This window comes from Thalassospira sp. CA1 (assembly GCF_059052855.1).
Genome location: NZ_JBZCIA010000001.1, coordinates 564,413 through 590,548, shown reverse-complemented (window position 1 = coordinate 590,548; position 26,136 = coordinate 564,413). Strand labels below are relative to the sequence as shown.

Annotated in this window: 23 protein-coding genes and 1 riboswitch; of the genes, 14 read left to right on the top strand and 9 right to left on the bottom strand. The window is 55.4% G+C overall.

Features of this window, described 5'->3' with window-relative positions:
• Positions 1 to 141: 141 nt before the first annotated feature.
• The 4 genes from AC5Q5A_RS02710 to argJ all read left to right on the top strand — a co-directional run bounded on the left by AC5Q5A_RS02710 (position 142) and on the right by argJ (position 4,989).
• On the top strand, positions 142 to 1,248 hold the full coding sequence (locus AC5Q5A_RS02710) for a hypothetical protein (RefSeq protein ID WP_493894257.1): 1,107 nt from the start codon (positions 142 to 144) through the stop codon (positions 1,246 to 1,248).
• Positions 1,249 to 1,303: 55 nt separating this feature from the next.
• Positions 1,304 to 2,446 (top strand): SPM autocatalytic domain-containing protein, encoded by a 1,143-nt coding sequence (locus AC5Q5A_RS02705; RefSeq protein ID WP_493894256.1) that lies wholly within the window; start codon positions 1,304 to 1,306, stop codon positions 2,444 to 2,446.
• 258 nt (positions 2,447 to 2,704) lie between these two features.
• Complete coding sequence (locus AC5Q5A_RS02700; RefSeq protein WP_493894255.1) at positions 2,705 to 3,571, top strand: peptidylprolyl isomerase; 867 nt, start codon at positions 2,705 to 2,707, stop codon at positions 3,569 to 3,571.
• Positions 3,572 to 3,759: 188 nt separating this feature from the next.
• A complete protein-coding gene (gene argJ / locus AC5Q5A_RS02695; RefSeq protein WP_493894254.1) occupies positions 3,760 to 4,989 on the top strand; it encodes a bifunctional glutamate N-acetyltransferase/amino-acid acetyltransferase ArgJ in 1,230 nt (409 codons plus the stop codon).
• A gap of 81 nt (positions 4,990 to 5,070) precedes the next feature.
• Here the strand turns inward: argJ and AC5Q5A_RS02690 are convergent, their stop codons facing one another.
• Positions 5,071 to 6,345, bottom strand: a complete 1,275-nt coding sequence (locus tag AC5Q5A_RS02690; protein ID WP_493894253.1) for a pentapeptide repeat-containing protein — start codon at positions 6,343 to 6,345, stop codon at positions 5,071 to 5,073.
• 182 nt (positions 6,346 to 6,527) lie between these two features.
• A complete protein-coding gene (locus tag AC5Q5A_RS02685) occupies positions 6,528 to 7,799 on the bottom strand; it encodes a pentapeptide repeat-containing protein (RefSeq protein WP_493894252.1) in 1,272 nt (423 codons plus the stop codon).
• A gap of 356 nt (positions 7,800 to 8,155) precedes the next feature.
• Here AC5Q5A_RS02685 and AC5Q5A_RS02680 point away from each other — a divergent pair, with 356 nt between their 5' ends.
• The 4 genes from AC5Q5A_RS02680 (at position 8,156) to AC5Q5A_RS02665 (ending at position 13,370) form a co-directional block, all read left to right on the top strand.
• A complete protein-coding gene (locus tag AC5Q5A_RS02680) occupies positions 8,156 to 9,379 on the top strand; it encodes an HDOD domain-containing protein (RefSeq protein ID WP_493894251.1) in 1,224 nt (407 codons plus the stop codon).
• 131 nt (positions 9,380 to 9,510) lie between these two features.
• Positions 9,511 to 10,734, top strand: coding sequence for a response regulator (locus AC5Q5A_RS02675; RefSeq protein ID WP_063086801.1), 1,224 nt, complete (start codon positions 9,511 to 9,513; stop codon positions 10,732 to 10,734).
• A gap of 12 nt (positions 10,735 to 10,746) precedes the next feature.
• Entirely contained in the window at positions 10,747 to 11,949 is a 1,203-nt protein-coding gene (locus AC5Q5A_RS02670; protein WP_493894250.1) for an HD domain-containing phosphohydrolase, read from the top strand.
• Positions 11,949 to 13,370 (top strand): two-component system sensor histidine kinase NtrB, encoded by a 1,422-nt coding sequence (locus AC5Q5A_RS02665; RefSeq protein ID WP_493894249.1) that lies wholly within the window; start codon positions 11,949 to 11,951, stop codon positions 13,368 to 13,370. Before AC5Q5A_RS02670 ends, AC5Q5A_RS02665 begins: the two co-directional genes overlap by 1 nt.
• Here AC5Q5A_RS02665 and AC5Q5A_RS02660 read toward each other — a convergent pair.
• The 3 genes from AC5Q5A_RS02660 to AC5Q5A_RS02650 form a co-directional block, all read right to left on the bottom strand.
• Entirely contained in the window at positions 13,367 to 13,687 is a 321-nt protein-coding gene (locus AC5Q5A_RS02660) for a YnfA family protein (protein ID WP_493894248.1), read from the bottom strand. The two genes, AC5Q5A_RS02665 and AC5Q5A_RS02660, sit on opposite strands and share 4 nt — an antisense overlap.
• 16 nt (positions 13,688 to 13,703) lie before the next feature.
• Positions 13,704 to 14,723: an asparaginase gene (locus AC5Q5A_RS02655; RefSeq protein WP_493894247.1), complete on the bottom strand. Its 1,020-nt coding sequence runs from the start codon at positions 14,721 to 14,723 to the stop codon at positions 13,704 to 13,706.
• Positions 14,724 to 14,898: 175 nt separating this feature from the next.
• Entirely contained in the window at positions 14,899 to 15,483 is a 585-nt protein-coding gene (locus AC5Q5A_RS02650) for a TetR/AcrR family transcriptional regulator (RefSeq protein WP_493894246.1), read from the bottom strand.
• Between the two features lie 149 nt (positions 15,484 to 15,632).
• On the opposite strand from AC5Q5A_RS02650, the gene AC5Q5A_RS02645 reads away from it, so the two are divergent.
• On the top strand, positions 15,633 to 16,391 hold the full coding sequence (locus AC5Q5A_RS02645; RefSeq protein ID WP_493894245.1) for an SDR family NAD(P)-dependent oxidoreductase: 759 nt from the start codon (positions 15,633 to 15,635) through the stop codon (positions 16,389 to 16,391).
• 69 nt (positions 16,392 to 16,460) lie between these two features.
• Here the strand turns inward: AC5Q5A_RS02645 and AC5Q5A_RS02640 are convergent, their stop codons facing one another.
• Positions 16,461 to 16,940: an Lrp/AsnC family transcriptional regulator gene (locus tag AC5Q5A_RS02640; RefSeq protein ID WP_197146095.1), complete on the bottom strand. Its 480-nt coding sequence runs from the start codon at positions 16,938 to 16,940 to the stop codon at positions 16,461 to 16,463.
• Positions 16,941 to 17,080: 140 nt separating this feature from the next.
• On the opposite strand from AC5Q5A_RS02640, the gene phhA reads away from it, so the two are divergent.
• The gene (phhA, locus tag AC5Q5A_RS02635; RefSeq protein WP_493894244.1) at positions 17,081 to 17,980 is read left to right on the top strand and encodes a phenylalanine 4-monooxygenase; all 900 of its coding nucleotides are present in this window, start codon (positions 17,081 to 17,083) and stop codon (positions 17,978 to 17,980) included.
• Between the two features lie 58 nt (positions 17,981 to 18,038).
• On the opposite strand, the gene AC5Q5A_RS02630 is transcribed toward phhA, so the two are convergent.
• Entirely contained in the window at positions 18,039 to 18,461 is a 423-nt protein-coding gene (locus AC5Q5A_RS02630; RefSeq protein ID WP_008888386.1) for a response regulator, read from the bottom strand.
• Between the two features lie 286 nt (positions 18,462 to 18,747).
• Positions 18,748 to 18,926, top strand: a riboswitch (cobalamin riboswitch).
• Between the two features lie 137 nt (positions 18,927 to 19,063).
• Between AC5Q5A_RS02630 and AC5Q5A_RS02625 the strand changes: the two genes are divergently transcribed.
• The 3 genes from AC5Q5A_RS02625 (at position 19,064) to meaB (ending at position 24,394) form a co-directional block, all read left to right on the top strand.
• The gene (locus AC5Q5A_RS02625; RefSeq protein ID WP_493894243.1) at positions 19,064 to 21,112 is read left to right on the top strand and encodes a methylmalonyl-CoA mutase family protein; all 2,049 of its coding nucleotides are present in this window, start codon (positions 19,064 to 19,066) and stop codon (positions 21,110 to 21,112) included.
• Between the two features lie 2 nt (positions 21,113 to 21,114).
• The gene (scpA, locus tag AC5Q5A_RS02620; RefSeq protein WP_493894242.1) at positions 21,115 to 23,268 is read left to right on the top strand and encodes a methylmalonyl-CoA mutase; all 2,154 of its coding nucleotides are present in this window, start codon (positions 21,115 to 21,117) and stop codon (positions 23,266 to 23,268) included.
• A gap of 70 nt (positions 23,269 to 23,338) precedes the next feature.
• The gene (meaB, locus tag AC5Q5A_RS02615) at positions 23,339 to 24,394 is read left to right on the top strand and encodes a methylmalonyl Co-A mutase-associated GTPase MeaB (RefSeq protein WP_493894241.1); all 1,056 of its coding nucleotides are present in this window, start codon (positions 23,339 to 23,341) and stop codon (positions 24,392 to 24,394) included.
• A 58-nt stretch (positions 24,395 to 24,452) separates the two neighbouring features.
• Here meaB and AC5Q5A_RS02610 read toward each other — a convergent pair whose 3' ends face one another.
• Both AC5Q5A_RS02610 and AC5Q5A_RS02605 read right to left on the bottom strand, forming a co-directional pair.
• Positions 24,453 to 24,605, bottom strand: a complete 153-nt coding sequence (locus AC5Q5A_RS02610) for a hypothetical protein (protein ID WP_287443953.1) — start codon at positions 24,603 to 24,605, stop codon at positions 24,453 to 24,455.
• A 144-nt stretch (positions 24,606 to 24,749) separates the two neighbouring features.
• Entirely contained in the window at positions 24,750 to 24,899 is a 150-nt protein-coding gene (locus AC5Q5A_RS02605) for a hypothetical protein (protein ID WP_493894240.1), read from the bottom strand.
• 203 nt (positions 24,900 to 25,102) lie between these two features.
• Between AC5Q5A_RS02605 and AC5Q5A_RS02600 the strand changes: the two genes are divergently transcribed.
• Positions 25,103 to 26,101 (top strand): tRNA dihydrouridine synthase, encoded by a 999-nt coding sequence (locus AC5Q5A_RS02600; RefSeq protein ID WP_493894239.1) that lies wholly within the window; start codon positions 25,103 to 25,105, stop codon positions 26,099 to 26,101.
• The last annotated feature ends 35 nt before the right edge of the window (positions 26,102 to 26,136 follow it).

The following is a 26,136-nucleotide window of genomic DNA, read 5'->3' as shown; positions in this document are numbered from 1 at the left end:
GATCCCTTCTTGCTTGAGAAATGCGAGAAATCGGCGTACCATTCGCCTAATAGTTTTAAACCCTAACAGAGCACGTAGCTCGTTTTGGCACGCAGGGTTGCCCCGAAAGCGCTGCCAAATCACGTCCTCAGGAGGAGGATTATGGTCGATTTCTCAGCGCTTAATCCATTTCGTCAGGGTCAATCCGCCCTTCAGGATGCGCGTCAGCCCATTTCAAAAAGTAATCCCGATGCCGGTGACAGTGCCGCACAGGCGCGAACTGATGCCCGCAATCAGGTTGATCCGCTTGCGTTGTCAGACGATGCGCTTGCCGCACACAATGACAGCCAGAAGCTTGCCCCGGCGGCAGGCAAGTCGCTGTCGAACAAGTCCCTGACAACCGAAGAACTGTTTGAACGCGCACTTGATGCGTCGCTTGAGATGATTCGCGGCAGTGTGCAGGAAATGTTCGCGCTTTCGGGCATGTCCGAAGAAGATGCGATTGCTGCGACCGATGCCATGTTCAATGGCATTCGCGATGCTGCCAGCGGGCAGGACCAGTTCGAGTTTTCCTTTGATCAGGCGATCGCCAGCCACAGCAAAACCGCTATTTCCTATGCCGGGGCCAATGGTGCCGCGGTTGGCGTATCGGAATCCGCCATGATGGCGGTCCAGTCGCTGGATATCAGCATCAACAATGAAACCGGTGAGTTCTCGTTTAATTACGAGGCCGCCAAGATTGAAGTTGTAAAGACCCAAGCCATCGCAATTGGCAACAGTGCCGGTGCAGCCCTTGGCGCACTTGGCGCGGTCATGGATGGACTGGGTGGCGGGTCGCTTGTGGATATGCTGGGCAACCCGGCCAGTGCCGAGAATGGCGGACTTCTGTTTGATATCAATGACAACGGAGTCGCTGAATTCATTCGTGAATTGATGAATGCAACAGTCGGTTCTGACGATACGTCCGAAGAAGGCGACTCAGCCGGTACTGCGCAGACCAATGGTCAGGCGCTTGCGGCTGAACGGATGGCGGCCCTGAATGCCCAGATCACCGAACAGTTCATGGAACAGGCAACCCTGATCGTACGCAGCATCAATCAGCCGGTTGACGGTACTGGCGAGGGTGCCGGTCCGCTTCAGCTGACCGTTGATATGATGATGCCGATGGGCCTCTTTGGTCAGGATGATGGCAAGGCCACCTTCACGTTCCCGAATGGTGAAACCGTGCCCGTCATTGACCCGACACAGGAACAGGATGTTCTGATTTAACTGCGACGGGATGTCGTGACCGACATCCCGCAGCCCTTCAGGAAGGAGGTGCTGAATGATGCTTGACCCGAACATGGTCCCCCCACAGCAAACCGGTACAGCCGGCATGGATGCCTATGCCGGCGCGCAGGCAGCAGCCAAGGCTGCTGCCGAAAGCGTTGCTGCGCAAAAAACAAATGCGGGGCAGCTGAGTAAGGTCCAGCGCGCGATTGCAGATCAGGTGGACCTGAGCGCTGAAGCCAACGAGAAAGTTGAAGATGCGCCGGAACCGTTTGCCCATTTGCCGGTTTTTGAAGTGCAAACCAATGCGCTCGATATTCTGAATGCTGTCAAACCTGCCATTCAGGATGCGCAGGGCCGAATGGATAATGATGCCTTTATCATTCTTTCGATGATTGGCGTCCCGCCCGAAAAAGCACGTCAGATGGCCTCTGAGATGGCCGATGGTCCGCTTGGTGATGTTGCGATCAGCGGTGTCGACGGCGTTCCCAATGGCATATCTGTCGAATCACTCGTAAAGGGGATTGCTTCGGGCGACATCAAGGCCGATGTAGGTTCCCTGCAGATGATATCCCAAGCCGTCAATATTGACCTTACTCAGCTTCAAAGCGGTTCCTCGGGCCGAATGAGTGGGGGCATTTCCATGGCCGAGATCAATGCCAAGATTGAGCAAATCAGCATCAAGTATACAAGCATTGAAATTCGTCAGATATATCAGCAGGTGGACCCCCTTATCCTGGACCTTGACGGCAATGGCATTGATGTCACCGACGTTGCCAGCGGCGTCACATTCGACATTGACGGCGATGGCGAAGAGGATCAAACCGCTTGGGTCAGTGGCGGGGATGCGTTGTTGGCACTTGATCGCAACGGGGATGGCAAAATCAACGACGGCACAGAGTTGTTTGGCGACCAGAACGGGGCCAAAGACGGTTTTGCCGAGCTGGCCAAATATGACGACAACCAGGATGGCGTGATTGACGAAAGTGATGCTGTGTTCAGTTCGCTCGTTCTACTACGTGCCGATGGAAGCCAGAGCAGCTTGGCAAGCGAAGGCATCAAATCGATATCGCTGACCATGATCACACCATTGGATGAACGCCTGATCGGCGGGGATCTAGTGGCCAAATCGGGTTTCACCCGAACAGACGGGTCACAAGGAACAGTCGGTGAAGTGCTGTTTGACGTTCAGGCCTGAACAGTCCCAACCATGTCAAAATTTCACATAACTGTTGTCCGAGCATTTCCCGCCTTGCGTGGCATGAACGCGTGAACGCACAGATACACATCACAACATGCTGACACGCAAATTTAGCTTCTTCACATTTTAGACAGAAAGCTTTGCCAAAAGGTGCGACATCCACGGCGAAGCCTTGTGCAGGCACAACTTATGTGTTTTACCCGTGGGCAGAGGCATTGGGCATAAGCCCATCTGAAATCAAAGTCTGGAGAAACTATGCTGCGCAAATCCCTTCTTGCTGCGTCCCTGGCAACCGTTATTTTTGCATCCCCTGCCATGGCACAGGACGCTGCACCGGCAGAAGACCCGGTGCTGGCGACGGTCAATGGTGAGGACATTCTTGAATCAGAAGTCCGCGCAACCCAGCAGGGCCTGCCGCAACAGTATCGCCAGCTTCCATTTGACATGCTTAAGGCGGATCTTCTGACCCGTGAAATCAATCAGCGCCTGCTGATGGATGCCGGCAGCGAAGCTGGTCTGGCTGATGACGAGGAAGTCAAAGCACAGATCGCAGCGCTTGAGCGCCGCCTGATCGCGGAAACCTATCTGGATCGTGCGCTCAGTGACGCGATCACCGATGATGCGATCGAAGCAAAATACGAAGAATTCATCAAAACCAACGAGCCGGAGCCGCAGGTTCACGCCCGCCATATCCTGCTTGAAAGCGAAGAAGACGCAAAAGCCATCATCGCAGAACTTGACGATGGTGCCGACTTCGTCGAACTCGCCAAAGAAAAATCGACCGGCCCGTCCGGCCCGAACGGTGGTGATCTTGGCTTCTTTAACCGTGCCGACATGGTTGCACCGTTTGCCGAGGCAGCCTTTGCCATGGAACCGGGCACCTATTCGAGCGAGCCGGTTCAGACCCAGTTCGGCTGGCACGTGATCAAGGTTGAAGAGAAAAAAGAAGGCACCCAGCCGTCACTTGACGAAGTCCGTCAGCAGCTGGTGGCCGAAATCAGCCGCGATGCGTTTAACGCACTTGTCGAAGACCTGCGTTCTGATGCCGAAATCGTCAACTATGTCGAAATCGAAGCCGCGAAGGCAGAAGAAGAAGCCGCCAAGGAAAAGCCGGCGGAATAATCCCGCAGACTTCGCGGTCAGCATCGATTGATCGCGACTGGCTTCAGAGAATTCGAAAACGGGGTGCAGCCATTGGCTTCGCCCCGTTTTTTACACATCATTTGATCGCGTAAATTCATTCTGCCGCTTGCTTTTCGTCGCCATTGCGGCAGGATGGACCGACTTATCCAATAAAGGAAACTGCACTGATGGTTGCGACTGCCATTTCACCGCTTGCCCCTGCGGCATTCCCAGACCTTCCGGCGATTGCTGGCGTTAAACTGCATACCGCAACCCTTGGCATTCGCTATAAGGGGCGCCCGGATGTGCTGTTGGCCGAACTCGCGCCAGGCACGCAGGTTGCTGGTGTCTTCACCACGTCGACCACCGCATCGGCGGCGGTCCGCTGGGGACGCGAGGCGCTTAAGGGGGGTACGGCACGTGCCTTTTTTGTCAATGCGGGCAACTCCGTCGCATTCACCGGCAAGGCAGGCGAAAAGTTCGTTGCTGACAAGGTTGAAGCCGCGTCCAAGACGCTGGGTTGCGCAAAAACCGAAATCTTTACTGCATCGACCGGCGTGATTGGCGAGCCGACCACGGCAAACCGCATCACCGATGCACTGGGTGATCTTCTGGCCAATGAGGCCGGCTGGCTTGACGCCGCCAAGGCCATCATGACCACCGATACCTTCCCCAAGGGCGCGTCAGCCACCGCGACCATCAATGGCAAGACAGTGACCATTGCCGGTATCGCCAAGGGATCGGGCATGATTGAGCCGAACATGGCAACCATGTTGAGCTTTGTGTTTACCGATGCCGCCCTGCCGCACAGCGTTTTGCAGTCCATTCTGGCCGATTGCAACAATCGCAGCTTCAACGCGATCACGGTTGATAGCGATACCTCGACCTCGGACACGCTTCTGGTGGCTGCCACCGGCAAGGCGGGCAATGATGCGATTAGTGACGTCAACGATCCGGAACTTGCCGCGTTCAAGGCGGCATTTGAAGACGTACTGCGTGATCTTGCCCATCAGATCGTTCGCGATGGCGAGGGCGCTTCGAAATTCATCACCGTCAAAGTCACCGGTGCCGTGAACGAAAAAGAAGCCAAAACTGCCGCGAAGGCCATTGCCAACTCCCCGCTTGTCAAAACCGCGATTGCTGGTGAAGACGCCAACTGGGGCCGTATCGTCATGGCGGTTGGTAAATGCGGTGTAACCGCCGATCCGAACAAGCTGAGCGTTGCAATCGGTGGCATTACGTTGGCCAAGAACGGTGAACGTGTTGCCGATTACGACGAAGGCCCGGTCGAAGCCCACATCAAGGGCCAGTATATCGACATCGATGCCGATCTTGGCTTTGGCGATGGCGCGGCCACGGTTTGGACCTGTGACCTGACGCATGGTTACATCTCGATCAATGCGGATTACCGCAGCTAAGCGATCAAAGTCCTGTGCACTAAAAAACGCCGCCTTCGATGAGGGCGGCGTTTTGCGTTTTCGGGCCGTGATCGGCAAAGGTTATCTCTTGCCGGGAATATAGCCATTGAGGATCAGACCGACATTGGCACCTTCAAGCTCGGTTTCGCTTAGATCCGTGGCGCCAAAGGCGACGCCGGCAACGTTTGCCTTGGTCAGATTGGCGCCCTTCATCTTGGCTTCGTCAAATACCGAGTTGCGCAAATCGGCCTGTTCGAAATTGACATCCGAAAGATCCGCGTTCCAGACGACGCCGGTCTTCTCACCCTTCTTGTCGCGCTGATCGACACCGCCAAAGTGAACGCCCTGAAACACGCCTTCGCTACAGTCCGATCCCGCCATGCGCACACCATCGAGCACCGCACCATTCATGCGGATTTTCTGCATGTCGGCTTCGCGCATCGAACACATGGCAAGAATGGTATCGACAAAAAGCGTGCCGCGCAGAATGCATTTGTCAAAGACGGCCCCGGACAGGTCCATGCCCGAAAAGTCCATGCCCGACAAATCGCGACCGGCAGCAATCATTGGCATGCCGGTTTTGCCGCCCGTTGCCAGCCAGGTACTGTGGCCGTTTACAAGTTCGCGAATATCTTCAACCAGCGGGGCCGTCGGTGTACCGCCACCGATTGAGTAGGATGTGTTGGCCTGCGACAAATCGACATCCTGCAAGTCGACATTGCGAAGGTTCGCACCGCTCAGATCCGCCCCGACAAGTTCCGTCCCGGCAAGCTTCGCCCCCTTGAGGTTGGCATTGCGAAGCTTTGCGCCATTCATCTTGCACCCGGTCAGATCAGCGCCTTCGAGATTGACGGCAAACATGTTGGCGTCACTCATATCCGTGTGCGCAAGGCGCGATCCCGACATGTTGGCACCGGCCATATTGGCCCCCCACATCATGGCACCTTCAAGGTCGGTATTTGACATGTCGGTTTCGCGTTTGACCGTGCGTTCACGAGCCCCTTCAAGGACCACCATGATGCCTGCGCGCAGATCAATGCCGTTCAGGTTGGCATTGCGCAAACTGGACCGTGCCATATTGGCCCCGCGCAGATCGGCGCGTTCAAAGGTCGAATTTTCGAGATCAGCCTCAACAAAGTTTGCACCAAACAGGTCGCAGAAATCGAAACAAACGTCGCGCGCCGATGCCTGTATGAAGTTTGCACCGGGCAATACCGCCTCTTTCAGGCTGATCTTGCTCATTTTGATGCGGGAAAGATTGCAGTTGCGCTTTTGCATGCGCACGCCGCCGGGCTTTTGATTGAGATAAAGTTGATGCTTTTTGATTGAATCAATCAATTCCGAACGCGATGACATTCAGTAGAAAACCCCAGAGATTCTAAATTAGATTCTTATTATTCTGGATTATAGAATGACGCAGTTTCCCCGCAACGCAATTTGTTTAAGACATTGCGCGACATTGGGACGGTTTAAGTCTTTAAAAAGTGGGAAAAACTATCCGAACGCTTAGTGAACCCGCGCCCTGGCAGGGTTGGATACTAAACCTTACCGGGGATGATTCCGGTCAGAATCGAGCCGGTGTTGGTACCGTCAAGATCGACGTCGCTTAAGTCTGTTTCACCAAAGGCGACACCGGAAATATTGGCCTTGCAAAGCTTGGCCCCCTTCATGTGGGGCTCATCGAAAACCGAGTTTCGAAGGTCAGCGTGTGAAAAGTCCGTCGCATGAAGGTCTGCGCGCCAGACCTCGCCCGTTTTCTGTCCCTTGGCATCGCGCTGTTCGACGCCACCGAACTTGACGCCCTGAAGCACGGCCTTGGTGCAGTTGGCATAGGACATCCGCACACCATTCATGATCGACCCGCTCAGCCGGGCGCGGGACAAATCGGCATTGCGCATCGATGCCATGACCAGAATGGTATCGACCAGCAAAACACCGCGCAGGATGCAATCATCAAAACATGCCGCTGAAAGATCAAACCCGGTGAAATCAAGTTCGGTCAGATCACGACCGGTTACATCAAGGCGTGCGCCCGATATGCCGCCACTTGTCAGCCACTCGGTATGGGCATTAAGCAAAATGCGGATATCATCGGGCAACGGCGTTGCAGCCTTGCTGCCAATCGAGTTTGACGTATTGGCCTGCGACAGATCAACGTTCGCCAAATCAACATTGCGCAGATTGGCACCCGACAAGTCCGTGCCAAGCAAAAGCGTATCCTTGAGCTTTGCACCCTTGAGGTTCGCGTTTTTGAGCTTTGCGCCCGACAGGTTGCAGCCTGAAAGATCCGCGCCGGCAAGGTTCACGGCAAACATGTTGGCGTCACTCAGATCCGCATCGGCAAGCCGGGCACCGGACATGTTGCTTTCGGCCAGATTGGCACCGGACATCACCGATCCCTGAAGGTCTGCGTTGGTCAGATCTGTTTGTCGTTTGACCTTTTTTTCGCGTCCGGCATCGACAATCACCATTACGCCGGATCGAAGATCGGCACCCGTCAGGTTGGCATTGCGCAGTTTGGCACGCGCCATGTTGGCGCCGCGCAAGTCGGCGCGCATGAAGCTTGAACCTTCGAGATTGGCCTCGACAAAGTTGGTTCCGAACAGATCACAGAAATCAAATTTGACATCCTGGATCTGGGCCTGGATGAAATTGGCACCGGGAAGCACCGCATCTTCAAGACTGATCTTGCTCATCTTGATGCGCGACAGGTTGCCATTGCGGAGCTGCAATCGCCGACCCCCGGGCTGCTTCATGACAAATAGCTGATGCTTTTTGATCGCGTCGACCAGTTTGGTGCGTGTTGTCATCTGGTGGGCGGTACCCCCGATCAATCGGAAACAGCGCTTGGACACCGCGGTTCCAAGAATTCTTATAAAGTATACTCGTCAATGACAGTGAACATTCTGACAAAACATGACAATTAAGCCACCTGGTTCACTGGCATAAATATATGATTACACAATACTTATCGCGTTGCATGGTTTTCTTGCGCCCTGTTACGGATCTGACAATCGTGCGATCGATATTGCGGGGCAATGTGTTTGCAACGGCAGCGCCATATATGTGCCGGACCGCGCAGGGAACCGGCCTGTGATATTGCGATCTTGTATGGGGTTCCGCCCACCCCCATCTGCAAAAATGTATTTAAGAAGAAGCGGGTAAAATGCACCAAATTCTGTTTGTTGATGATGATGCCAACATCCTGAACGGATTGCGCCGACGTCTGCGCAGCACCCGTCCCGAGTGGAACCTTTATTTCGCAAATAGCGGGTCTGAGGCCATCGAACTTGCCGAAAACAAGGATCTCGACGTCATCGTTTCAGACATCCAGATGCCTGGCATGGACGGTGTGACCTTGCTTGAAACCTTGCAGAAAACCCATCCGGATGCCGTACGTATCATTCTGACTGGTCATGCCGATAACGCATCCTATCTGCGCACTATTGGCCCGGCACACCAGTTTCTGAGCAAGCCATGCGATCATGAAACCCTGGTCGACAGTATCGAAAACGCGCTGGGTCTGCGTCAGTTGTTGCGAAGCCCCGAACTTAGAAGCCTTGTCGCTGGTTCCAAGAGCCTCGCCTCGCCGCCCGACACCTACATGCGTCTGGAAACGGCCTTTTCGAACCCGAACTACGCGCTTGATACCATCAGCAAAATTGTTGAGTCCGATATCGCGCTGACCACCGAAGTTTTGAAACTTACCAACTCGTCCTATTTCGCGGTGACGCAGAATGTTTCGTCTGTCGCGCACGCGGTACGGATGCTGGGGATGGAAACGCTTAAGGCACTGGCCCTTTTTGTCGGGCTGTATCGGGGCTTTGACGGCCCGGCCAGTCAGGCAGCCAATCTTAAGCGCCTGTGCCACCGCTCCCAGCAGATTGGCGTTACTGCCGCCCTAATTGCCGAATATGAACGGCTTCCGCGTGAAATTTGCCATGCTGTGCCATCCATCGGGATGCTTAGTCACATCGGGACGTTGATCCTTTATACCAAGCGCCCTGATGAGATGCAGGCGGTCATTGACCGTGTTGAAAAAGAAGGCATTTCAATTGATCAGGCGGAGGCCGAACAATTCGGGGCCGGACATGCCGAAATCGGTGCCTATTTGCTGGGATTGTGGGGGTTTCCGGCACCTGTCATTCAGGCGGTTGCCTATCATCATCGGCCAATGGATTTACCGCACCGGGAAATGACCGCCCTGACCGCGATCTATGTTGCGCAACATCTGACACGTGAAATTGCCGATCGCGATGCCGGACGGACGGTCGAAAGCACGATCGATCAGGAATATCTCGCCCAGATCGGCAAGCAGAGCCACATTGAAGAATGGACCAATATTGCGGCTGTTGTGTCCGGCAAATACCGCGAACTGACCAACAACTAGATCACGTGTCCTGATGTGCTCCGTCTTCAGGAAAAAGGGGCAAAAAGGACACGACCCTCCACATATGCGGACTATCAAAGATCCTTTGCAGGCCCCATGTATAGACCATGGAGCACACGCATGAGGTGAAAATGAGCGTCATCCTTTTTGTCGATGATGACAAAAATATTCTGGATGGTTTGCGTCGCCGGTTACGCTCGGTCCGGTCCGGCTGGGAGCTGCATTTCGCGCATGACGCGGAAAGCGCCTTGGCAAAGGCTGCCGAAATGGAACCGGATGTCGTCGTTTCCGACATGCGCATGCCCGGAACCGATGGCGCAGAACTTTTGACCATGATGCAGGAAAAACACCCGCATAGCGCGCGCATCATTCTTTCGGGTTTTGCCGAAGAAGAAGCAATCTTGCGCACGGTTGGCCCGGCGCATCAGTATCTGGCCAAACCGTGTGATGATCAGATGCTGGTCGAAACCATCGAGAACGCGCTTGATCTGCGAAACCTTCTGACCAATCCGGATCTGCGTGCACTTGTTGGCGGGATTGATGCACTTGCCTCCCCGCCGATAACCTATACCAACCTTGTCAAGGCACTGGAAAACCCACTGACCAGCAACGAGCAGCTTACGGCCATCGTGGCCTCGGACATTGCGTTAACCGCCGAGATCCTGAAGCTGACCAACTCGGCCTATTTTGCGGTCAGTCAGAAAATCACATCTGTCTCGCAAGCCATCCGCATGATTGGCGTCGATACGCTTAAGGCGCTTGCCCTGTTTATCGGTCTGTTTCGCAGTTTTGACGGCCCCAAACCGGCGGTGACGCGGATGATGCAACTGTGCAAGCGCAGCCAGCAGCTTGGCGTTGTCGCCACCTTGATCGCCGAACAGGAAAAGCTTCCGAAGGAAGTGATCAGTGTCATGGCCGCTGTGGGCATGCTGAGCCATACCGGCAGCTTGATCCTTTATGCCTATCGCGCCAATGAAATGGCCGAGGTCATCAAGCGGGTCGAAACCGAAGACATTCCGATCAACGTTGCCGAACGTGACCAGTTTGGCGCGGCCCACCCGGAAATCGGTGCGTACCTTTTGGGTCTGTGGGGCTTTCCAAGCGCCATGGTGCAGACGGTTGCCTATCACCATCGCCCGCAAGACACACGGCATACCGAAATGAACGCGCTTAGCGCAATCTATATCGCCCAGCATCTGGCACGCGAAGTCGCCATCGAAAGCCGCACCGGCCAGGCGCCTGAAAGCCGCATTGACCTTGAATATCTTGAACGTCTGGGAAAAGCCGATCGGTTGCCGGTTTGGCGCGAAATTGCCCGCGTGGTCGAAGAAAAATACCGCGAAATGGACATGTAAGGGAGAGATATGATGACACAGAATCCCCCTGTACTCTTCGTTGATGACGATGAAAACCTGTTGATGGGACTTAAGCGCAAGCTGCGCGGCAAGTTCGATTTCGACACGGCGGTCGGCCCGCTTCAGGCGCTTGAGAAAATCAAGGCGGGCAACAAATATGCGGTTTGTGTTGCCGACATGCGCATGCCCGACATGGACGGTGTGAAGCTACTGGCCGAGGTTGCCAAACTCAGCCCCGACACGGTCAACATGATGCTGACCGGCAATGCGGACCAGCATACAGCGGTCGAAGCAATCAACCGGGGGCATATTTTCCGCTTTTTCAACAAGCCGTGCGAGGACGAGGACCTGATTGCCGGTGTTAAGGCGGGCTTGCGGCAATATCAGTTGATCACCGCGGAAAAGGCGCTGATCGAACAGACCCTGGCAGGCAGTGTAAAGGTCCTGACCGAGGTGCAGGCACAACTTAATCCGGCGATTTTTGGCAAGGCGATGCGCGCCAAGCTTTGGTGCGATACCATTGCCAAGCAGATCGGCTACCCGCATCCGTGGGAGCTTGGGTTGGCCGCGTTACTCGGGCCAATTGGTTATGTCTCCCTGCCGCCGGAAATCCTTGCCCGCCTTGGCGAGGACAAGCCGCTTCAGCCGCTTGAACGTGACGTGGTCCGTCGCACGCCCGAAGTGGCGCGCAAACTGATTTCCAATATCCCGCGTCTGGAACAAGTTGCCGGTATTGTTTATCTGCAAAACCGCAATTTTGACGGAACGGGCTTCCCGGCCGAAGGCCCGCTTGGCACGGAAATTCCATTGGGCGCGCGCGTGCTTCGGATTTTCAATGACCTTGGCAAAATTGTCGAAAGTGATCTTGTCGTCAAACAGCACTTTGACGAGCTGCGCCACAAGCCCGAACGCTATGACCCGGAACTGCTGAACCAGATCGAGGCGATCCTTGCCCAGGAAGACCCGTCCTATGACAAAGTCGCTTATCCGACAGGGACGGAGCATGACATTTACCTCAAGAACCTGCGGATCGGGGATTTCCTTTTGACCGATATCGAAACGCGCGACGGGCATATCTTGCTGACCCATGGCAACTACGTTTCCGAAATTCAGATCCAGCGGCTGCGGGTTTTTCAGGAACTTCACCAGTTTCATGAGCCCATTCGTGTTCGCCGCGGCGGGCATGATCAGGTTGCCGCGGGCGGAGGCTCCTGATGTCTGACAAGATTGAAAGCCTGCACGACACCAAGATCCTGAGTGGCTCATCCGATCTGACATCCGGGGCGGATTTGCTTGAGGCTGCCAAGGAAATTGATGCACCAGAGGACATTCGCGCCCACTTCCTGGCTCTGATGGGGGAACAAAAGCGCCGCAAGCTCGAAACCATGCAGCGGCTCAAGACCATTCTTGATAGCGTTGTCGAGGGGATCCTGATCATTGATGCCACCGGCATGATCCAGGACTTCAACAAATCAGCAGCCGAAATCTTGCGCGCAACCGGCGATGAGTTGCTGGGCACGTCGGTCGATGTGATGTTCATTGATCGCAAGGCAACCGTGCGCCACAAGCTTTTGAACCGCTGCATCAATATCAGCAGTGGTGTGCTGAAATATGACTATACCGAAACCATGGCGCAGCGCCTTGATGGCGACAGCTTTCCGATGGAAATCATCGTAAGTCCGGCCAATTTCGCCTCCGAGATGAGTTATCTCTATATCTTCCGCGACATCACCCGACGCAAGAACGCGGAAGTCGCGCAAAAGAAACTTGAAGAAGACCTGCGCGAGGCCCTTAAGCTTGAGGCGATTGGCCATCTGGCGGGCGGAATTGCCCATGAAATTAATACGCCCAGCCAGTATATCCGCGATAACCTGAAGTTCCTGAATGACAGTTACGGGGCGCTGTCACGCATGCTTGGTCTCGCCTTGCAGACCCTGTGGAAAAACCGCGCAAATTTACCACCCAATACGTTTGAGGATTTCGCCCGACAAATGCGTGATTCCGATCTTGAATTCCTGCTTGAGGAAATCCCGCATGCCACCCAGCAATCCCTTGATGGCATTAATCAGGTGGCGCGCATTGTGCTGTCGATGAAGGAATTCTCCCACCCCGGCGGGACGGAAAAAACCACCACCGACATCAACCGGGTCCTGTCAAACGTGATTGTGATTTCACGCAATGAGTGGAAACACAATGCCGACATCACCGAGGAATTTGATCCGGAAATCCCGCATATTCCGTGCCACATCAACGAGGTCAATCAGGTCTTCCTTAACCTGATCGTCAACGCGGCACAGGCCATTCAGGCGGCCGGGCGCAAACCCGAAGAAGGACACATCACGGTCAAGACCACGTCGCTTGATGACAGCATCCTGATTTCGATTTCCGACAACGGAACCGGCATCGCCAAAGAAAACCGGTCAAAGGTGTTCAACCCGTTCTTTACCACCAAGGAAGTTGGCAAGGGCACGGGACAGGGACTTTCGATCACCCATGACATCGTCACGGTGCGCCACGGCGGGCGCATCTGGTTTGAAACCGACATGGGGAAGGGAACGACATTCCGCGTACTTCTGCCCGCCGAAGACCGCACCGGCAAAAAGTCCGACGAAAAATCCGAAAAAACCAAAACCTAACGCGGGGCAAACAGGATGATCCCGGCCCCCAAAAGGCAAACCAACAACCCGGTTACATCCCAGCGGTCCGGTGTGGTGCGTTCAACCACCCACATCCAGAAGATCGATGCCGTGATGTAAACCCCGCCATAGGCCGCATAGGCCCGCCCGGCAAAGTCGGCCTCAACCCGGGTCAGAAGCCAGGCAAAGACAATCAGGGATACCACACCCGGCACGACCCAAAGGATCGATTTCCCGGACCGAAGCCAAGCCCAGAAGGCAAAGCATCCGGCAATTTCGGCAATCGCCGCAAAGATATAGGCCGCAATGCTTTGCATCTGTTCCCCGTTTTGATCAGAAGGCCGGGCGCAAGTCCCCGGCATATTTGCCCGCCCAGTTGGTCAGAACCGGGGTCAGGTATTTTTTAAGGACCTCTGCCTTGGCGTCATCAATCACGCCATGTTTGCGCAGGATCGCGCCCATCGCAACCTCTGCCCCGCGCTGGGTGCCATCATCGATCTTAAGCGCCACACCAAGCCCCTGTTTGGGGAAGGCCGCGCAATAGACACCCTCTGCGCCGACCTTGACCAGTGCATCTTCACCGCATTCTTCCATGATGCCGGTGCAAAAACGCCCGGTTCCGGCAACCATGAAGGGGGCATTTGCACAGCCCTTGCGGATGCGCTTGATGGCATCAATACGTTTGGCATCAAGGCCCGCTGGATCGGCCATGCGCGCCATGGCAAGGCCGAGATCACGCAACCGCATGCCAATCACCGGAATACCGCAACCATCAATACCGCGCGGCGTCGAAGACAGATCGCAATCACCCATTTCTTCCAACACCTTGATCAGGCGTTGCTGAACCGGATGGGATTCTTCGATATAGCCAGCCGGATCTTCGCCAAGCTGCTGTGCGGTCGACAGGAAGCCTGAATGCTTGCCAGAGCAATTGTTGTGCGCCTTGGTCAGGCTCACATGATCGGACGCCTGTTTAATCGCGGCATTCAGGCTGAGTGAATAATGCGGGGCGCATTCCAGCGTATCGACCGAAAGGCCGATCTTCTCCAACCATGCCTTGACGGTTTGGGCGTGTTCTTCCTCGCCATTATGCGATGAACAGGCAAGGGCAATGTGTTTGTCCTCAAGCCCGAAGGCCTCGACCGCACCGCTTTCAACAAACGGAATGGCCAGAAGCGGCTTGATCGCCGATCGCGGATACATCAGCGCATCAATATCACCGCCCTGATCAACCACCGTCCCGTCAGACGTCATCACGACGTAGCGCCCGCGATGGAAACTTTCGACCATATCGCCGCGTGTGGCTTCGACAAGGATCGGGTTGGCGGCAAGGGACGCTGGGGACTGAGGCATTTCGGGAAGCTCCGGGGCTGGATGGACTTGGGGGTCGACCGAGGTATGAACTCTGATCATGCTATGCCCGAAATATGGGCGTGAAGGCAAGCAAGACCAGCCTTCGCAGATATAAAAAACACCCTGTCAGGGCAGAGCGTTGATTGTCGCAAGATCACGATGAATAGAGGTAGCGTTATGCTTGCGGCCAGGCGCAAAGTGCCTGATCGGCGATACGTTCGAGGCGTTCGCGACTGAAGCCTGCCTTGGCCTGCACGGCCATGCCATGCAGGACGGTGAGAACGAATGCCGCAAGCGTCGCAGCATCAGTAGACGCTGGCAAGTCACCCTCGGTCTTTGCCTTTTCGAATCGCTTGCGAAGCATTGCCTCGCCCTCTGCGCGGGCATCAATCAGTGCTTGTCGCACAGCCTCAGCATCGTCTGATCCGGCAAGAACACCATTGATGCCAAGACAGCCCGTATGGTCGGCATAGCGCGTATGCAGCTCAGCGGCCTGGTAAAGAATGTGGGCGGCAACTTCCCGCGCCGTCGGGCGTTCGAGCGCAACCGGAATGAAATCAAGATAGTGCTCGTAGTAGCGGTCCAGCGCCTTACGAAACAGGGCTTCTTTATTACCAAACGCGGAATAAAGGGCCGGGCGTTCTACACCTGTCGCTTCTGTCAGATCGGCGTAAGACGCACCCTCGTATCCTTTACGCCAGAAAACGCGCAGTGCAGCGTCGAGTACCTTTTCCACATCAAATTCGCGATGACGTCCCATCAAACCGATCCTTCTTTTTCGTAACGATCGTTACTAAACCACTTGACAGGTCATGTCCAGTTTTCATAACTAGCATTATCGTAATGATCGTTATGAAATATTGGTCGCCGAATTCTGCGACCAGTTTCCTCACACAGAAAGGTTTTATCATGACCGCAGTTCTCAGCGGAAAAGTTGCTCTTGTCACGGGTGGTTCTCGTGGCCTCGGCGCGGCAACAGCTGAAAAGCTTGCCGATCTTGGCGCAGATGTTGCCATCAGCTATGCGTCCTCTGACGAAAAGGCCAAGGCCGTCGTCAATAGGCTCGGATCAAAAGGCGTTCGCGCGATCGCCATTAAAAGTGATCAATCCGATCTGGCCTCTGCCAAGCCGTTGATTGACGCCGTGATTGCCGAATTCGGCAAACTCGACATTCTTGTGAATAATGCAGGCATCGCCATACAGGGACAGTTGGTGGATGATCCCGAGCTTGATGGCGAAAATTATAACCGTCAGTGGCAGGTCAATGTCATGGGAACGATCGCCAATACCCGTGCGGCCGCACCCAGGCTTTCCAACGGTGGCCGCATCATCTTTATCGGCTCATTGCTTGGCAGTTACGTTCCATTTGCCGGTGCTGCTGATTATGCTGGAACCAAAGCTGCCCTTGTCGGCTATGCCAAGGGTGTTGCCCGCGATCTCGGTGGACGCAACATCACGGTGAATGTCATTCAGCCCGGTGTGATGCCAACAGAGATGGCAACTGAAGTCCTTGGGGATGACATCCCGGATGCGCTTCTCGATATGCATCCGATCCGACGCATTGCAACGTTGGAGGAAGTTTCTGAAACCATCGCCTTTTTTGCTGGTCCGCATGCCGGGTACATCACTGGCGAGACCATCAATATCGCGGGAGGTCTCGGCACCTGATTGTGACTGCCACCAAAGACTGGGCCGGGTGCATTTGCACCCGGCCCAGCATACATCTTTCCGATACCTTTAGCCGCCTTTTGGCAACGGTATGGCCGTCAGGTTCTTGTATTCCTTCAAAACCAGACTGGATTGCACATCGCGCACATTGGGCATTGAAAGCAACTGATGGGTGACAAAATCGCCAAAGCTTTCGATATCGCGCGCCACAGACACCAGCAGAAAATCCTGCCGCCCCGTCATCGCCCAGCAGGACAGAATTTCCGGAAGATCGTTCATCGCGCGGGCGAAATCTTCCGCCCCCTGTTCGGTATGGCTTTGCAAGCGGACCTGAATGGTTGCCAGCACCCCAAAGCCAAGTTTCTTGCGATCCAGAAGGGCAACCTGACGTTTGATCACCCCGGATGCCTCAAGCTGTTTGACCCGGCGCAAACACGGCGATGGAGACATGCCGACCATTTCGGCCAGTTGGACATTGCTGATGGCGGCGTCCTTTTGCAGGGCCTGCAGGATCCGGATATCAGTCGCGCTTAGCGTCACGTCGGTCATTTTAAACCCCAAATCAAACCCAAAAGGTCACAATATGCACATCATAACCGATTTTAACGCCTTATTGGCCAGAAAATGACATTAGAGTTGATGTAAAATGATCCTTGTAAATCGGCAATAGAACCCGAAAGAGGACGGCCATGAATCAGGGAAACGATCTGCGTGGTGACTACAGCCACATCAATGACGACTACACCATCGATCAGGACTGGAGCACATATACCGAGGCCGAGCACGAACTATGGCGCAAACTTTATGACCGCCAGTCGCGCATTTTGCCCGGTTATGCCGCCGAGGACTACATTCGCAATCTGACGAAACTTGATGCGGCGGATCAGATTCCGCATTTCGGCCGGGTCAGCGAGAAGCTTCATGCGGCGACCGGCTGGCATCTTGTCGCGGTTCCGGGGCTGGTGCCAGATGATGTGTTTTTTGACCATCTTGCCAATCGGCGGTTCCCGGTCACGGTCTGGCTGCGCAAGCCCGAGGAAATGGATTATCTGGTCGAACCCGACATCTTCCATGACTTTTTTGGTCATGTGCCGATGCTGTATGACCCGACCTTTGCCGACTATCTGGCGGCCTATGGCGCCAAGGGCCCAGAGGCCATTGCGATGGGCGGCCTGAAACAGCTGGCGCGGATGTATTGGTATATGGTCGAGTTTGGCCTGATCATGACCCCACATGGCTTGCGCGCCTATGGTGCGGGCATGTTGTCATCGCAAACCGAAACCATCTATTCGGTTACCGATCCCACGCCAAACCGGGTGGCGTTCGAGCTTGAACGTGTCATGGGCACGGATTATGCGATTGATGATTTCCAGAAAACCTATTTCGTTCTGGAAAGTTACGATCAGCTGTTTGACGCGATGAATGTGCCGCTGGCCCCGATCTATGATCGGCTCGCCAAGAAGCCTGCGATTGATCCGGCGACCACCTTGCCGACAGACCGGCTTTATCATGTGCATGGGGCTACAGACAGCATCATTTCCCTGGGGGAGGAGACGCACAGGCCCCACAGACAACAACGCCCTGCATAAGGCAGGGCGTGGCGATCCGTTCAGGATTGATCAAGGCAGAGCCGGTCTGCCAGCACTGCTAGCAGGCACTGATGGAATGACCCAGCACCCGATTGAGTTGCTCAAGCACCACTTTCGGGCTGGCGTCCTTGCTGATGAAATCGGCCGCCCCAAGCGCATCGGCTTGTGCGCGGGTGTCGGCATCATAATGGGCCGAGAAGAAGAAAACCGGCACGTTTTGGCTGTTTGGATAGCGGCGGCGAATTTCGCAGAACGCTTCAAAGCCGCTCATACCCGGCATTTCAATATCAAGGATGATGGCACGGGGATAAAGCCCGTCCAGCTGATCAATCAGATCATCGGCACAATCAAAACCGGCCACGTCATATCCTGCCCGACGCAACACTGTTTCAAGGGCTGCCTTGGCGCTGGGACTGTCGTCGGCGAACGCAACCAGTCCATCAGGACAAAATTGCGACGGCATGGCGCTGAGCGCGTTCATGGATGGCGATACTCCGAGTTTTGGGACAAGTCCAAACTGACAGACGAAAATGTCAAATTGGTTAAACCCGCCAAATTTTTGCCACGCAATGTTCCGGCTTCACCCCGATCTCGCACCCGTGCCGCGAAAGTATAAGGCCGCAATGATCGGAACCATGTGACGCCCAAACGATAAACACACGGGCAAAATCCCAATGTTTCCGCCAACATAACGTTACGGAAACCTGATTTGTCGGGGTCGATATCCGTCTAAATAGGTATTTCCATGCCTATTTACGGAATTATGGACAGGTGCTATAAACCGCCATGTCGCGAATGTGACCGGAAAATAGGATCGGGAATCCGGTGCGGCCGTGCCTTAGCGCACTTTGGCCAAGCCCGGAACTGCCCCCGCAACTGTAAGCGTAACGGCCTTTTTGCAGGCTTTCTCGCGAGTCAGAATACCGATGGTGTTTTCTTGGCATGAAATGGGCCGGGCGGGGTGTACCGGGTACTGGGAATCCGTAGTAGAATAGAATTTGGCAGAGTTCCGTTCCCCAACGCCATATGGAGGCCCCATATGGAGTCGCATCAAGGACGGGACACACCAAGCCGGGAGAAACCATGTCCGACCCGCTAAAGCTCGCATCCGAATTTCCATCTGCTGATTATGCAAGTTGGCGCAAGCTTGCCGAAGAGGCCCTTAAAGGGGCACCGTTCGAAAAGAAGCTTGTCACCAATACGCTTGACGGGTTTTCCGTTCAGCCGATCTATACAAATGATGATCAGGATGACGCGACCCGGCTGATTCACGAAGTTCTTAATGCCACGGTCGAGCCGCGCGAAACCGTCACCGGCTGGGATATCCGCCAGCTTCATACCCATCCCGATCCCAAGGCCACCAATGCCGCGATCCTTGAGGACCTTGAAAATGGTGCGACCTCAATCACGCTAAAACTTGATGCCGCCGCCCGTGCCGGGCGCGAAATCAGTTCTGCCGAGGTGGGCGTTGACGGGATTGCCATTCATTGTCTGGCCGATCTTGATGCCGCGCTTGAGGATGTGTACACCAACCTCGCCACCGTCGGGCTGGATGCCGGGGCGGCAGGTGTTCCGGCGGCAGCACTTCTGGCAGCCCATATCGCAAATACCGATGGTGCCGACGAAGCCGCACCGGCCTTTAATATTGATCCGATTGGCACGCTGGCATCCACCGGCACCCTGCCCTGCGGCGCACAGGACGCGGTTGATCATGCGGCAAGCGTTGCTGTTGAGCTGATTGACCTTTTCCCGCTGGCGACCGCGATTTCAGTGAATGGCGCACCTTATTACAATGCCGGTGCCACCGATGGTCAGGAACTGGCCTGTTTGCTGGCAAGCGGGGTGACTTATTTGCGCGCCCTGACCGATGCCGGAATGGCAGTTGATCAGGCCGCGGGTGCGATGGTGTTTAACGTTGCCATCGGCACGGACTTCTTTGCCGGGATCGCCAAGCTGCGTGCGCTTCGCATGATGTGGAGCCGCGTTCTTTCGGCATCCGGTGCCGAGGATGCGACGATTACGATCAATGCGGTTTCAGCCGAAATGGCCCTGACCAAGGTTGATCCGTGGGTCAATATGCTGCGCACCACGGTGACAAGCTTTGCCGCCGGTCTGGGTGGTGCGGATAGCGTCACCTGCCTGCCTTATGATCATCTGATTGGCGTGCCCGATGGCTTTGCGCGACGCATTGCGCGCAACACCCAGCTGATCTTGCAGGAAGAAAGCAACGTGCACCGGGTCATCGATCCGGCGGGTGGTTCGTGGTTTATTGAAAACCTGACCAAGGAACTGGCGAAGGCCGCCTGGTCCAAGTTCCAGTCGCTTGAGAAATCGGGTGGTATTCTAAGTGCCCTTGCCAATGGCAGCCTGAAGACCGAGATCGAGACCGTCTGGAATGCGCGCGAAAAACGCCTGTCGACCCGTCGCGATCCGCTGACCGGTGTGTCGGAATTCCCCAACATCACAGAAGCCAAAGTAACCTGTGAAAAGCCGGACCTTGAGGCGATCGTTGCAGATGCCAAGGACCGCCAGACCAAGTTTGATGGCACGGTCGGCAACAGCCTTAATGCCATGATTGAGGCCGCCCGCGCCGGTGCTACCATCGGGCACATGTTTACCGATCTTTATGGCACCAGTGCCGCGGCCCGTATCGGTGCCCTGCCTGCCCATCGACTTGCCGAACGTTACGAGGCACTTCGCAAACGTTCAGATGCGCACAAGGCAAAGACCGGATCCTTCCCGCAGGTGTTCCTGGCCAATCTTGGCAAGGTCGCCCAGCACACGGCACGTGCGAGTTTTGCGCGTAACTTCTTTGAAGCCGGCGGGATCGAGGCGATCACCAATAACGGCTTTGCCACTGCGGATGATGTTGCAACCGCCTTTGGCGAAAGCGGGGCGAAAATCGCCATCATTTGCGGATCAGACCCGCAATATGCCGACATGGCTGCCGACGTTGCCAAGGCACTGAAATCCAAAGGGGCCAGCATGGTTTATCTTGCTGGCCAGCCGGGCGATGCGAGGCCTGCTTACGAAGCAGCCGGCATTAACGAGTTTGTCTTTGTCGGGGCCGATGTCCTTGCCATTTGCGGTGCCGCACTTGATCACCTTCTTGGCAAACAGGGGGAGAAATAACCATGACCCGCATTCCTGATTTCTCCGACCTTCCGCTGTTTGATGGCGCATCCGCAGGTGCAAAGGACCCGTTTGAAAGCACGCCCTGGACCACGCCAGAAGGCATTGATGTCAAATCATCCTATGGCCCCAAGGATCTGGACGGGATTGATCACCTCAATACCATGCCGGGCATGCCGCCATTTTTGCGTGGCCCCTATCCGACCATGTATGTGCAGCGCCCCTGGACGATCCGCCAATATGCCGGTTTCTCGACCGCCGAGGAATCCAACGCGTTTTATCGCCGTAACCTTGCCGCCGGGCAAAAGGGGCTTTCGATTGCCTTCGATCTGGCAACCCACCGTGGCTATGACAGTGATCATCCGCGCGTCGCAGGCGACGTTGGCATGGCCGGTGTGGCGATTGACAGCATCTATGACATGCGCACCCTTTTTGATGGCATCCCGCTTGATGAGATGTCGGTTTCCATGACCATGAATGGTGCGGTTCTGCCGGTGATGGCGCTTTATATTGCGGCCGCCGAAGAACAGGGCGTTGCGCACGAACAGCTTTCGGGCACCATTCAGAACGACATTCTGAAAGAGTTCATGGTGCGCAACACCTATATCTATCCGCCAAAGCCCTCGATGCGGATCATTTCGGACATCTTTGCCTTTACCTCGCAAAACATGCCGAAATTCAACTCGATCTCGATTTCCGGCTATCACATGCAGGAAGCCGGTGCGACGGCTGATCTTGAGCTCGCCTATACGCTGGCTGATGGCATCGAATATGCCCGTGCCGGTCAGGCGGCGGGCCTTCCGATTGATAAATTCGCGCCGCGTCTGTCGTTCTTCTGGGCGATTGGCATGAACTTCTTCATGGAAATCGCCAAAATGCGCGCGGCCCGCATGATCTGGGCCAAGCTGATCAAACAGTTCGATCCGCAAAACCCCAAATCGCTGTCGCTGCGCACGCACAGCCAGACGTCGGGCTGGTCATTGACCGCCCAAGACGTGTTTAACAACGTCATCCGCACCTGTGTTGAGGCGATGGCCTCCACCCAAGGCCACACCCAGTCGCTTCATACCAATGCACTGGACGAGGCATTGGCCCTGCCGACTGATTTCTCGGCCCGGATTGCACGTAACACCCAGCTGTTCCTGCAACAGGAAAGTGGCACCACCAACGTTATCGATCCGTGGGGTGGTTCATACTATGTCGAACGCCTGACCCGCGATCTGGCGGAAAAGGCATGGGCGCATATCGCCGAGGTCGAAGAACAAGGCGGCATGGCCAAGGCGATTGAAGCCGGCATTCCGAAAATGCGCATCGAAGAAGCCGCGGCCCGCACGCAGGCCCGCATCGATAGCGGCCGTCAGACTTTGGTGGGTGTGAACAAATATCGCGTCACCGATGATCGCCCGGTCGATGTGCTTCAGGTCGATAACGCCGAAGTCCGTCGTCAGCAGATCGCGAAACTTGAACGCCTGCGCGCGGAGCGTGACAACGCAGCTGTTGAAAGTGCGCTGACCGCACTGACCAATGCCGCCGATGGTGGCAATGGCAACCTGCTTGAACTCGCTGTCGAGGCGGCGCGTGCCAAATGCACGGTTGGCGAGATTTCCGATGCGCTTGAAAAGGTCTATGGCCGTCATCAGGCGGTGATCCGGTCGATTTCCGGCGTTTATAAAACTGAAGTCGGCGCTGATAACGAGGCGCTGGCCAAGGTTGATCGCCTGATCACGCAGTTTGAGGCCAATGAAGGCCGCCGTCCGCGTATCCTGATCGCCAAGATGGGGCAGGATGGTCATGACCGTGGGCAAAAGGTGATTGCAACGGCCTTTGCCGATCTTGGCTTTGATGTCGATATCGGCCCGCTGTTCCAAACCCCGGAAGAAGCCGCCAAACAGGCGGTTGAAAACGATGTTCATATCGTGGGGGCAAGTTCGCTTGCCGCCGGGCACCTGACCCTTGTGCCGCAGTTGCGCGCAGAGCTTGATAAGCTTGGCCGTGAAGACATCATGATTGTTGCTGGCGGCGTGATCCCGCCGCAGGACTTCGACAAACTGTTCGAAGCCGGGGCCGAGGCGATCTTCCCGCCCGGAACGGTCATTGCCGAAGCAGCCGGCGACCTGCTAGAAAAGCTTAATCAGTCTGGCGAGGAAGCGGCCTGATCGCCGCTTCATTCCCACCCGACGTAAAGCTTTGCTGGCGTGAGACGCGCCAAAGTTCAAGGAACGCCTGGTGAAAGAAACACTGCGCACCATACCTGCAGGCTCGGGCGGCACGGTCAGCCCGCGCAAGGCCGTGCGCAGACGTGTGCTTTCAACCGATGAAATTGTCGAAGGGGTTCTGGCAGGCGACCGCACCATTCTGTCGCGGGCCATCACGCTGGTTGAAAGCCGCAATCCCAAACACTTTGAGCAGGCCCAAGCCGTTCTGGCCAAACTCATGCCCAACACGGGCGGATCGCAGCGCATCGGCATTACCGGGGTGCCCGGTGTTGGCAAATCGACCTTTATTGAGGCGTTTGGCAAGAACCTGACCAAGGCAGGCAAAAAGGTCGCCGTGCTTGCGGTTGATCCGACAAGTGCGCGGTCAGGTGGGTCCATTCTGGGTGACAAGACCCGGATGAACGAACTTTCGATTGATCCCAATGCCTATATCCGCCCATCGCCCAGCAGTGGCTATCTGGGCGGGGTAAATCGCATGACGCGCGAAACCATCCTGCTGTGCGAAGCCGCCGGCTTTGATGTGGTTCTGGTCGAAACCGTTGGCGCCGGGCAAAGCGAAACCATGGTCGCGCAGATGACCGACTTCTTCCTTGTCCTGATGCTGCCCGGTGCGGGTGATGAACTTCAGGGCATCAAGAAGGGCGTTCTTGAAATTGCCGATCTGATTGCGGTCAACAAGGCCGATGCCGATCCGGCCAAGGCGCGCGAGGCAAAACGTGAGTATTCCTCAGCTTTGCGAATTATGCAGCCCACCAGCAAACATTGGCGCCCGCAATCGGTGATGGTTTCAGCGCTGATCAATGACGGGCTTGATAACATCTGGGATTTGATCAATCAGCACCGCGCCGTGATGGAAAAGGAAGGCGAGTTCACCGCCAAGCGTGCGCGCCAGCAACATGACTGGATGTGGACGATGCTGCGCGACCGGTTGCTTGAAACCTTTACCGCGCGCGATGACGTGGCAAGCCGAATTCAGGCGCTTGAGGCTGACGTTTTATCGGGCACCACCAACCCGACCGCCGCGGTCGAGGAATTGCTCGGCCTGATCAAGATTGCCGCGAAGTAGGCAAAACAAAAGGCCGCACAAAACGCGCGGCCTCTTAAACAATTTAGCTGTGGCTGGCTTACTTGTTGTCAGCGGCTTTCAGCTTTTCTTTCAGGATTTTGAGCTTCTCGACCGCATCGTTGATTTCCTGATCAAGATGCTTGAGGCCTTCGCGCTTTTCGGTCGGTACGGATTCGAGCTCATCCAGGGCTTTTTCTACGATATACAGCATCCTGCAATCCTCCTTGTTTGGGTATCGGCGACGTCACTCTGGCACCGTGGGCACCGGCAACATTCACGCTGGTTAACATAACACCCAGCATGGACCAACCGATGTGTCGTTTCAAAGACATGGATCAAGAATGATCCGAAAGTATCAACCGGCTGTCTGTTCCAGACGTTCTTGAAGAACTCGGATGCTTTCGGAGGTTGATTGCAAAACCTGTTCAAGGCCTGAGAGTTTTTCACGGGCTTCGCGCGAGACCGCTTCGACTTCATCAAGCGTGCTTTCAAAGATATAGAGCATGTTTATGCCCTTTCATTGTTGTTTTTGATGTTTCAAAGCTAGCCCCCAAATTCGCTGAAACCGTGTCAGCAATGCGCTATTTCTGCCGTATTTCGCCGCGAGAGCGTGCAGGACGGCAAGGCTGATCTGTGATTTTTCACCGGCAGGTTTGGACGGTTTGTGGTAAAAGCCGCCAACTGATTTTCTGAAACTGGGTAAACCCGATGACGCAATTGGTGCTGGCACCGATGGAAGGACTTGTTGACTGGCGCGTTCGGCAATTGCTGAGTGCTGCCGGCGGGTTCGACCTCTGCGTGACCGAGTTTATCCGCGTGTCGCAGAACCTGTTTCCCGCGCACGTGTTTCATCGTTATTGCCCGGAACTTTTGAACGGTGGCAAGACGCTGTCGGGTGTGCCGGTTCTGGTTCAACTGATGGGCCATGACCCGGAACTGATGGGCGAAAACGCGGTTGTCGCGGTTGAGCTTGGCGCGCCGGGCATTGATATCAATTTTGGCTGCCCGTCCAAAACCGTGAACAAGCGCGAAGCCGGTGCGTCGCTTTTGAAATGCCCGGAAAACCTTTATGAAATCGTCGCCGCTGTGCGCCGTGCGGTTCCGGATCACATCCCGGTCAGTGCGAAGGTCCGGCTTGGCTATTCCGACAAGGAAATGTTCCTTGATATCGCGCGTGCGGTTGAAGCCGGTGGCGCGCAGCACCTGACTGTGCATGCGCGCACCAAGATGGAAGGCTACAAACCGCCAGCGCATTGGGAATATCTTGCGCGCATTCGCGAGGCCATTTCAATCGGCATGACCGGCAATGGCGAGATTTGGGATGTCGCGGATTATCAGAAATGCCGCGATATTTCGGGCTGCGACAGCTTTATGATCGGCCGGGGTGCCATTGCCGCCCCGGACCTTGCCAATCGGATCAAGGCATTTGAAGGCGGATCACACCTGCCCAAGGAAAGCTGGGCCGATGTTCTGTCCATGTTGCTGGCCTATTGCGATCTGATGGCGTCAGATGGTGCGTCGGAAAATCATCAGGCCGGGCGCATCAAACAATGGATGGCCCTGATCCGCAAAAGCCACACACAGGGTGAAGCCTGTTTTGACGAGATCAAACGCATTCGTTCGATTGACGAGCTGCGCGCCAAGCTTCGGCACGATATGGCCTTGCCGGAAAATCAACAGACAAGCGACCTTATTGCGGCAGAGTAGCAGTTCAATCTCGCCAGATATCCAAAAATAAAACG

Bases quoted from the DNA above. Each gene is read 5' to 3' on its own strand.
- AC5Q5A_RS02710 (WP_493894257.1), top strand. From the start codon at position 142: ATGGTCGATTTCTCAGCGCTTAATCCATTTCGTCAGGGTCAATCCGCC.
- AC5Q5A_RS02705 (WP_493894256.1), top strand. From the start codon at position 1,304: ATGATGCTTGACCCGAACATGGTCCCCCCACAGCAAACCGGTACAGCC.
- AC5Q5A_RS02700 (WP_493894255.1), top strand. From the start codon at position 2,705: ATGCTGCGCAAATCCCTTCTTGCTGCGTCCCTGGCAACCGTTATTTTT.
- argJ (WP_493894254.1), top strand. From the start codon at position 3,760: ATGGTTGCGACTGCCATTTCACCGCTTGCCCCTGCGGCATTCCCAGAC.
- AC5Q5A_RS02690 (WP_493894253.1), bottom strand. From the start codon at position 6,345: ATGTCATCGCGTTCGGAATTGATTGATTCAATCAAAAAGCATCAACTT.
- AC5Q5A_RS02685 (WP_493894252.1), bottom strand. From the start codon at position 7,799: ATGACAACACGCACCAAACTGGTCGACGCGATCAAAAAGCATCAGCTA.
- AC5Q5A_RS02680 (WP_493894251.1), top strand. From the start codon at position 8,156: ATGCACCAAATTCTGTTTGTTGATGATGATGCCAACATCCTGAACGGA.
- AC5Q5A_RS02675 (WP_063086801.1), top strand. From the start codon at position 9,511: ATGAGCGTCATCCTTTTTGTCGATGATGACAAAAATATTCTGGATGGT.
- AC5Q5A_RS02670 (WP_493894250.1), top strand. From the start codon at position 10,747: ATGACACAGAATCCCCCTGTACTCTTCGTTGATGACGATGAAAACCTG.
- AC5Q5A_RS02665 (WP_493894249.1), top strand. From the start codon at position 11,949: ATGTCTGACAAGATTGAAAGCCTGCACGACACCAAGATCCTGAGTGGC.
- AC5Q5A_RS02660 (WP_493894248.1), bottom strand. From the start codon at position 13,687: ATGCAAAGCATTGCGGCCTATATCTTTGCGGCGATTGCCGAAATTGCC.
- AC5Q5A_RS02655 (WP_493894247.1), bottom strand. From the start codon at position 14,723: ATGCCTCAGTCCCCAGCGTCCCTTGCCGCCAACCCGATCCTTGTCGAA.
- AC5Q5A_RS02650 (WP_493894246.1), bottom strand. From the start codon at position 15,483: ATGGGACGTCATCGCGAATTTGATGTGGAAAAGGTACTCGACGCTGCA.
- AC5Q5A_RS02645 (WP_493894245.1), top strand. From the start codon at position 15,633: ATGACCGCAGTTCTCAGCGGAAAAGTTGCTCTTGTCACGGGTGGTTCT.
- AC5Q5A_RS02640 (WP_197146095.1), bottom strand. From the start codon at position 16,940: ATGACCGACGTGACGCTAAGCGCGACTGATATCCGGATCCTGCAGGCC.
- phhA (WP_493894244.1), top strand. From the start codon at position 17,081: ATGAATCAGGGAAACGATCTGCGTGGTGACTACAGCCACATCAATGAC.
- AC5Q5A_RS02630 (WP_008888386.1), bottom strand. From the start codon at position 18,461: ATGAACGCGCTCAGCGCCATGCCGTCGCAATTTTGTCCTGATGGACTG.
- AC5Q5A_RS02625 (WP_493894243.1), top strand. From the start codon at position 19,064: ATGTCCGACCCGCTAAAGCTCGCATCCGAATTTCCATCTGCTGATTAT.
- scpA (WP_493894242.1), top strand. From the start codon at position 21,115: ATGACCCGCATTCCTGATTTCTCCGACCTTCCGCTGTTTGATGGCGCA.
- AC5Q5A_RS02610 (WP_287443953.1), bottom strand. From the start codon at position 24,605: ATGCTGTATATCGTAGAAAAAGCCCTGGATGAGCTCGAATCCGTACCG.
- AC5Q5A_RS02605 (WP_493894240.1), bottom strand. From the start codon at position 24,899: ATGCTCTATATCTTTGAAAGCACGCTTGATGAAGTCGAAGCGGTCTCG.
- AC5Q5A_RS02600 (WP_493894239.1), top strand. From the start codon at position 25,103: ATGACGCAATTGGTGCTGGCACCGATGGAAGGACTTGTTGACTGGCGC.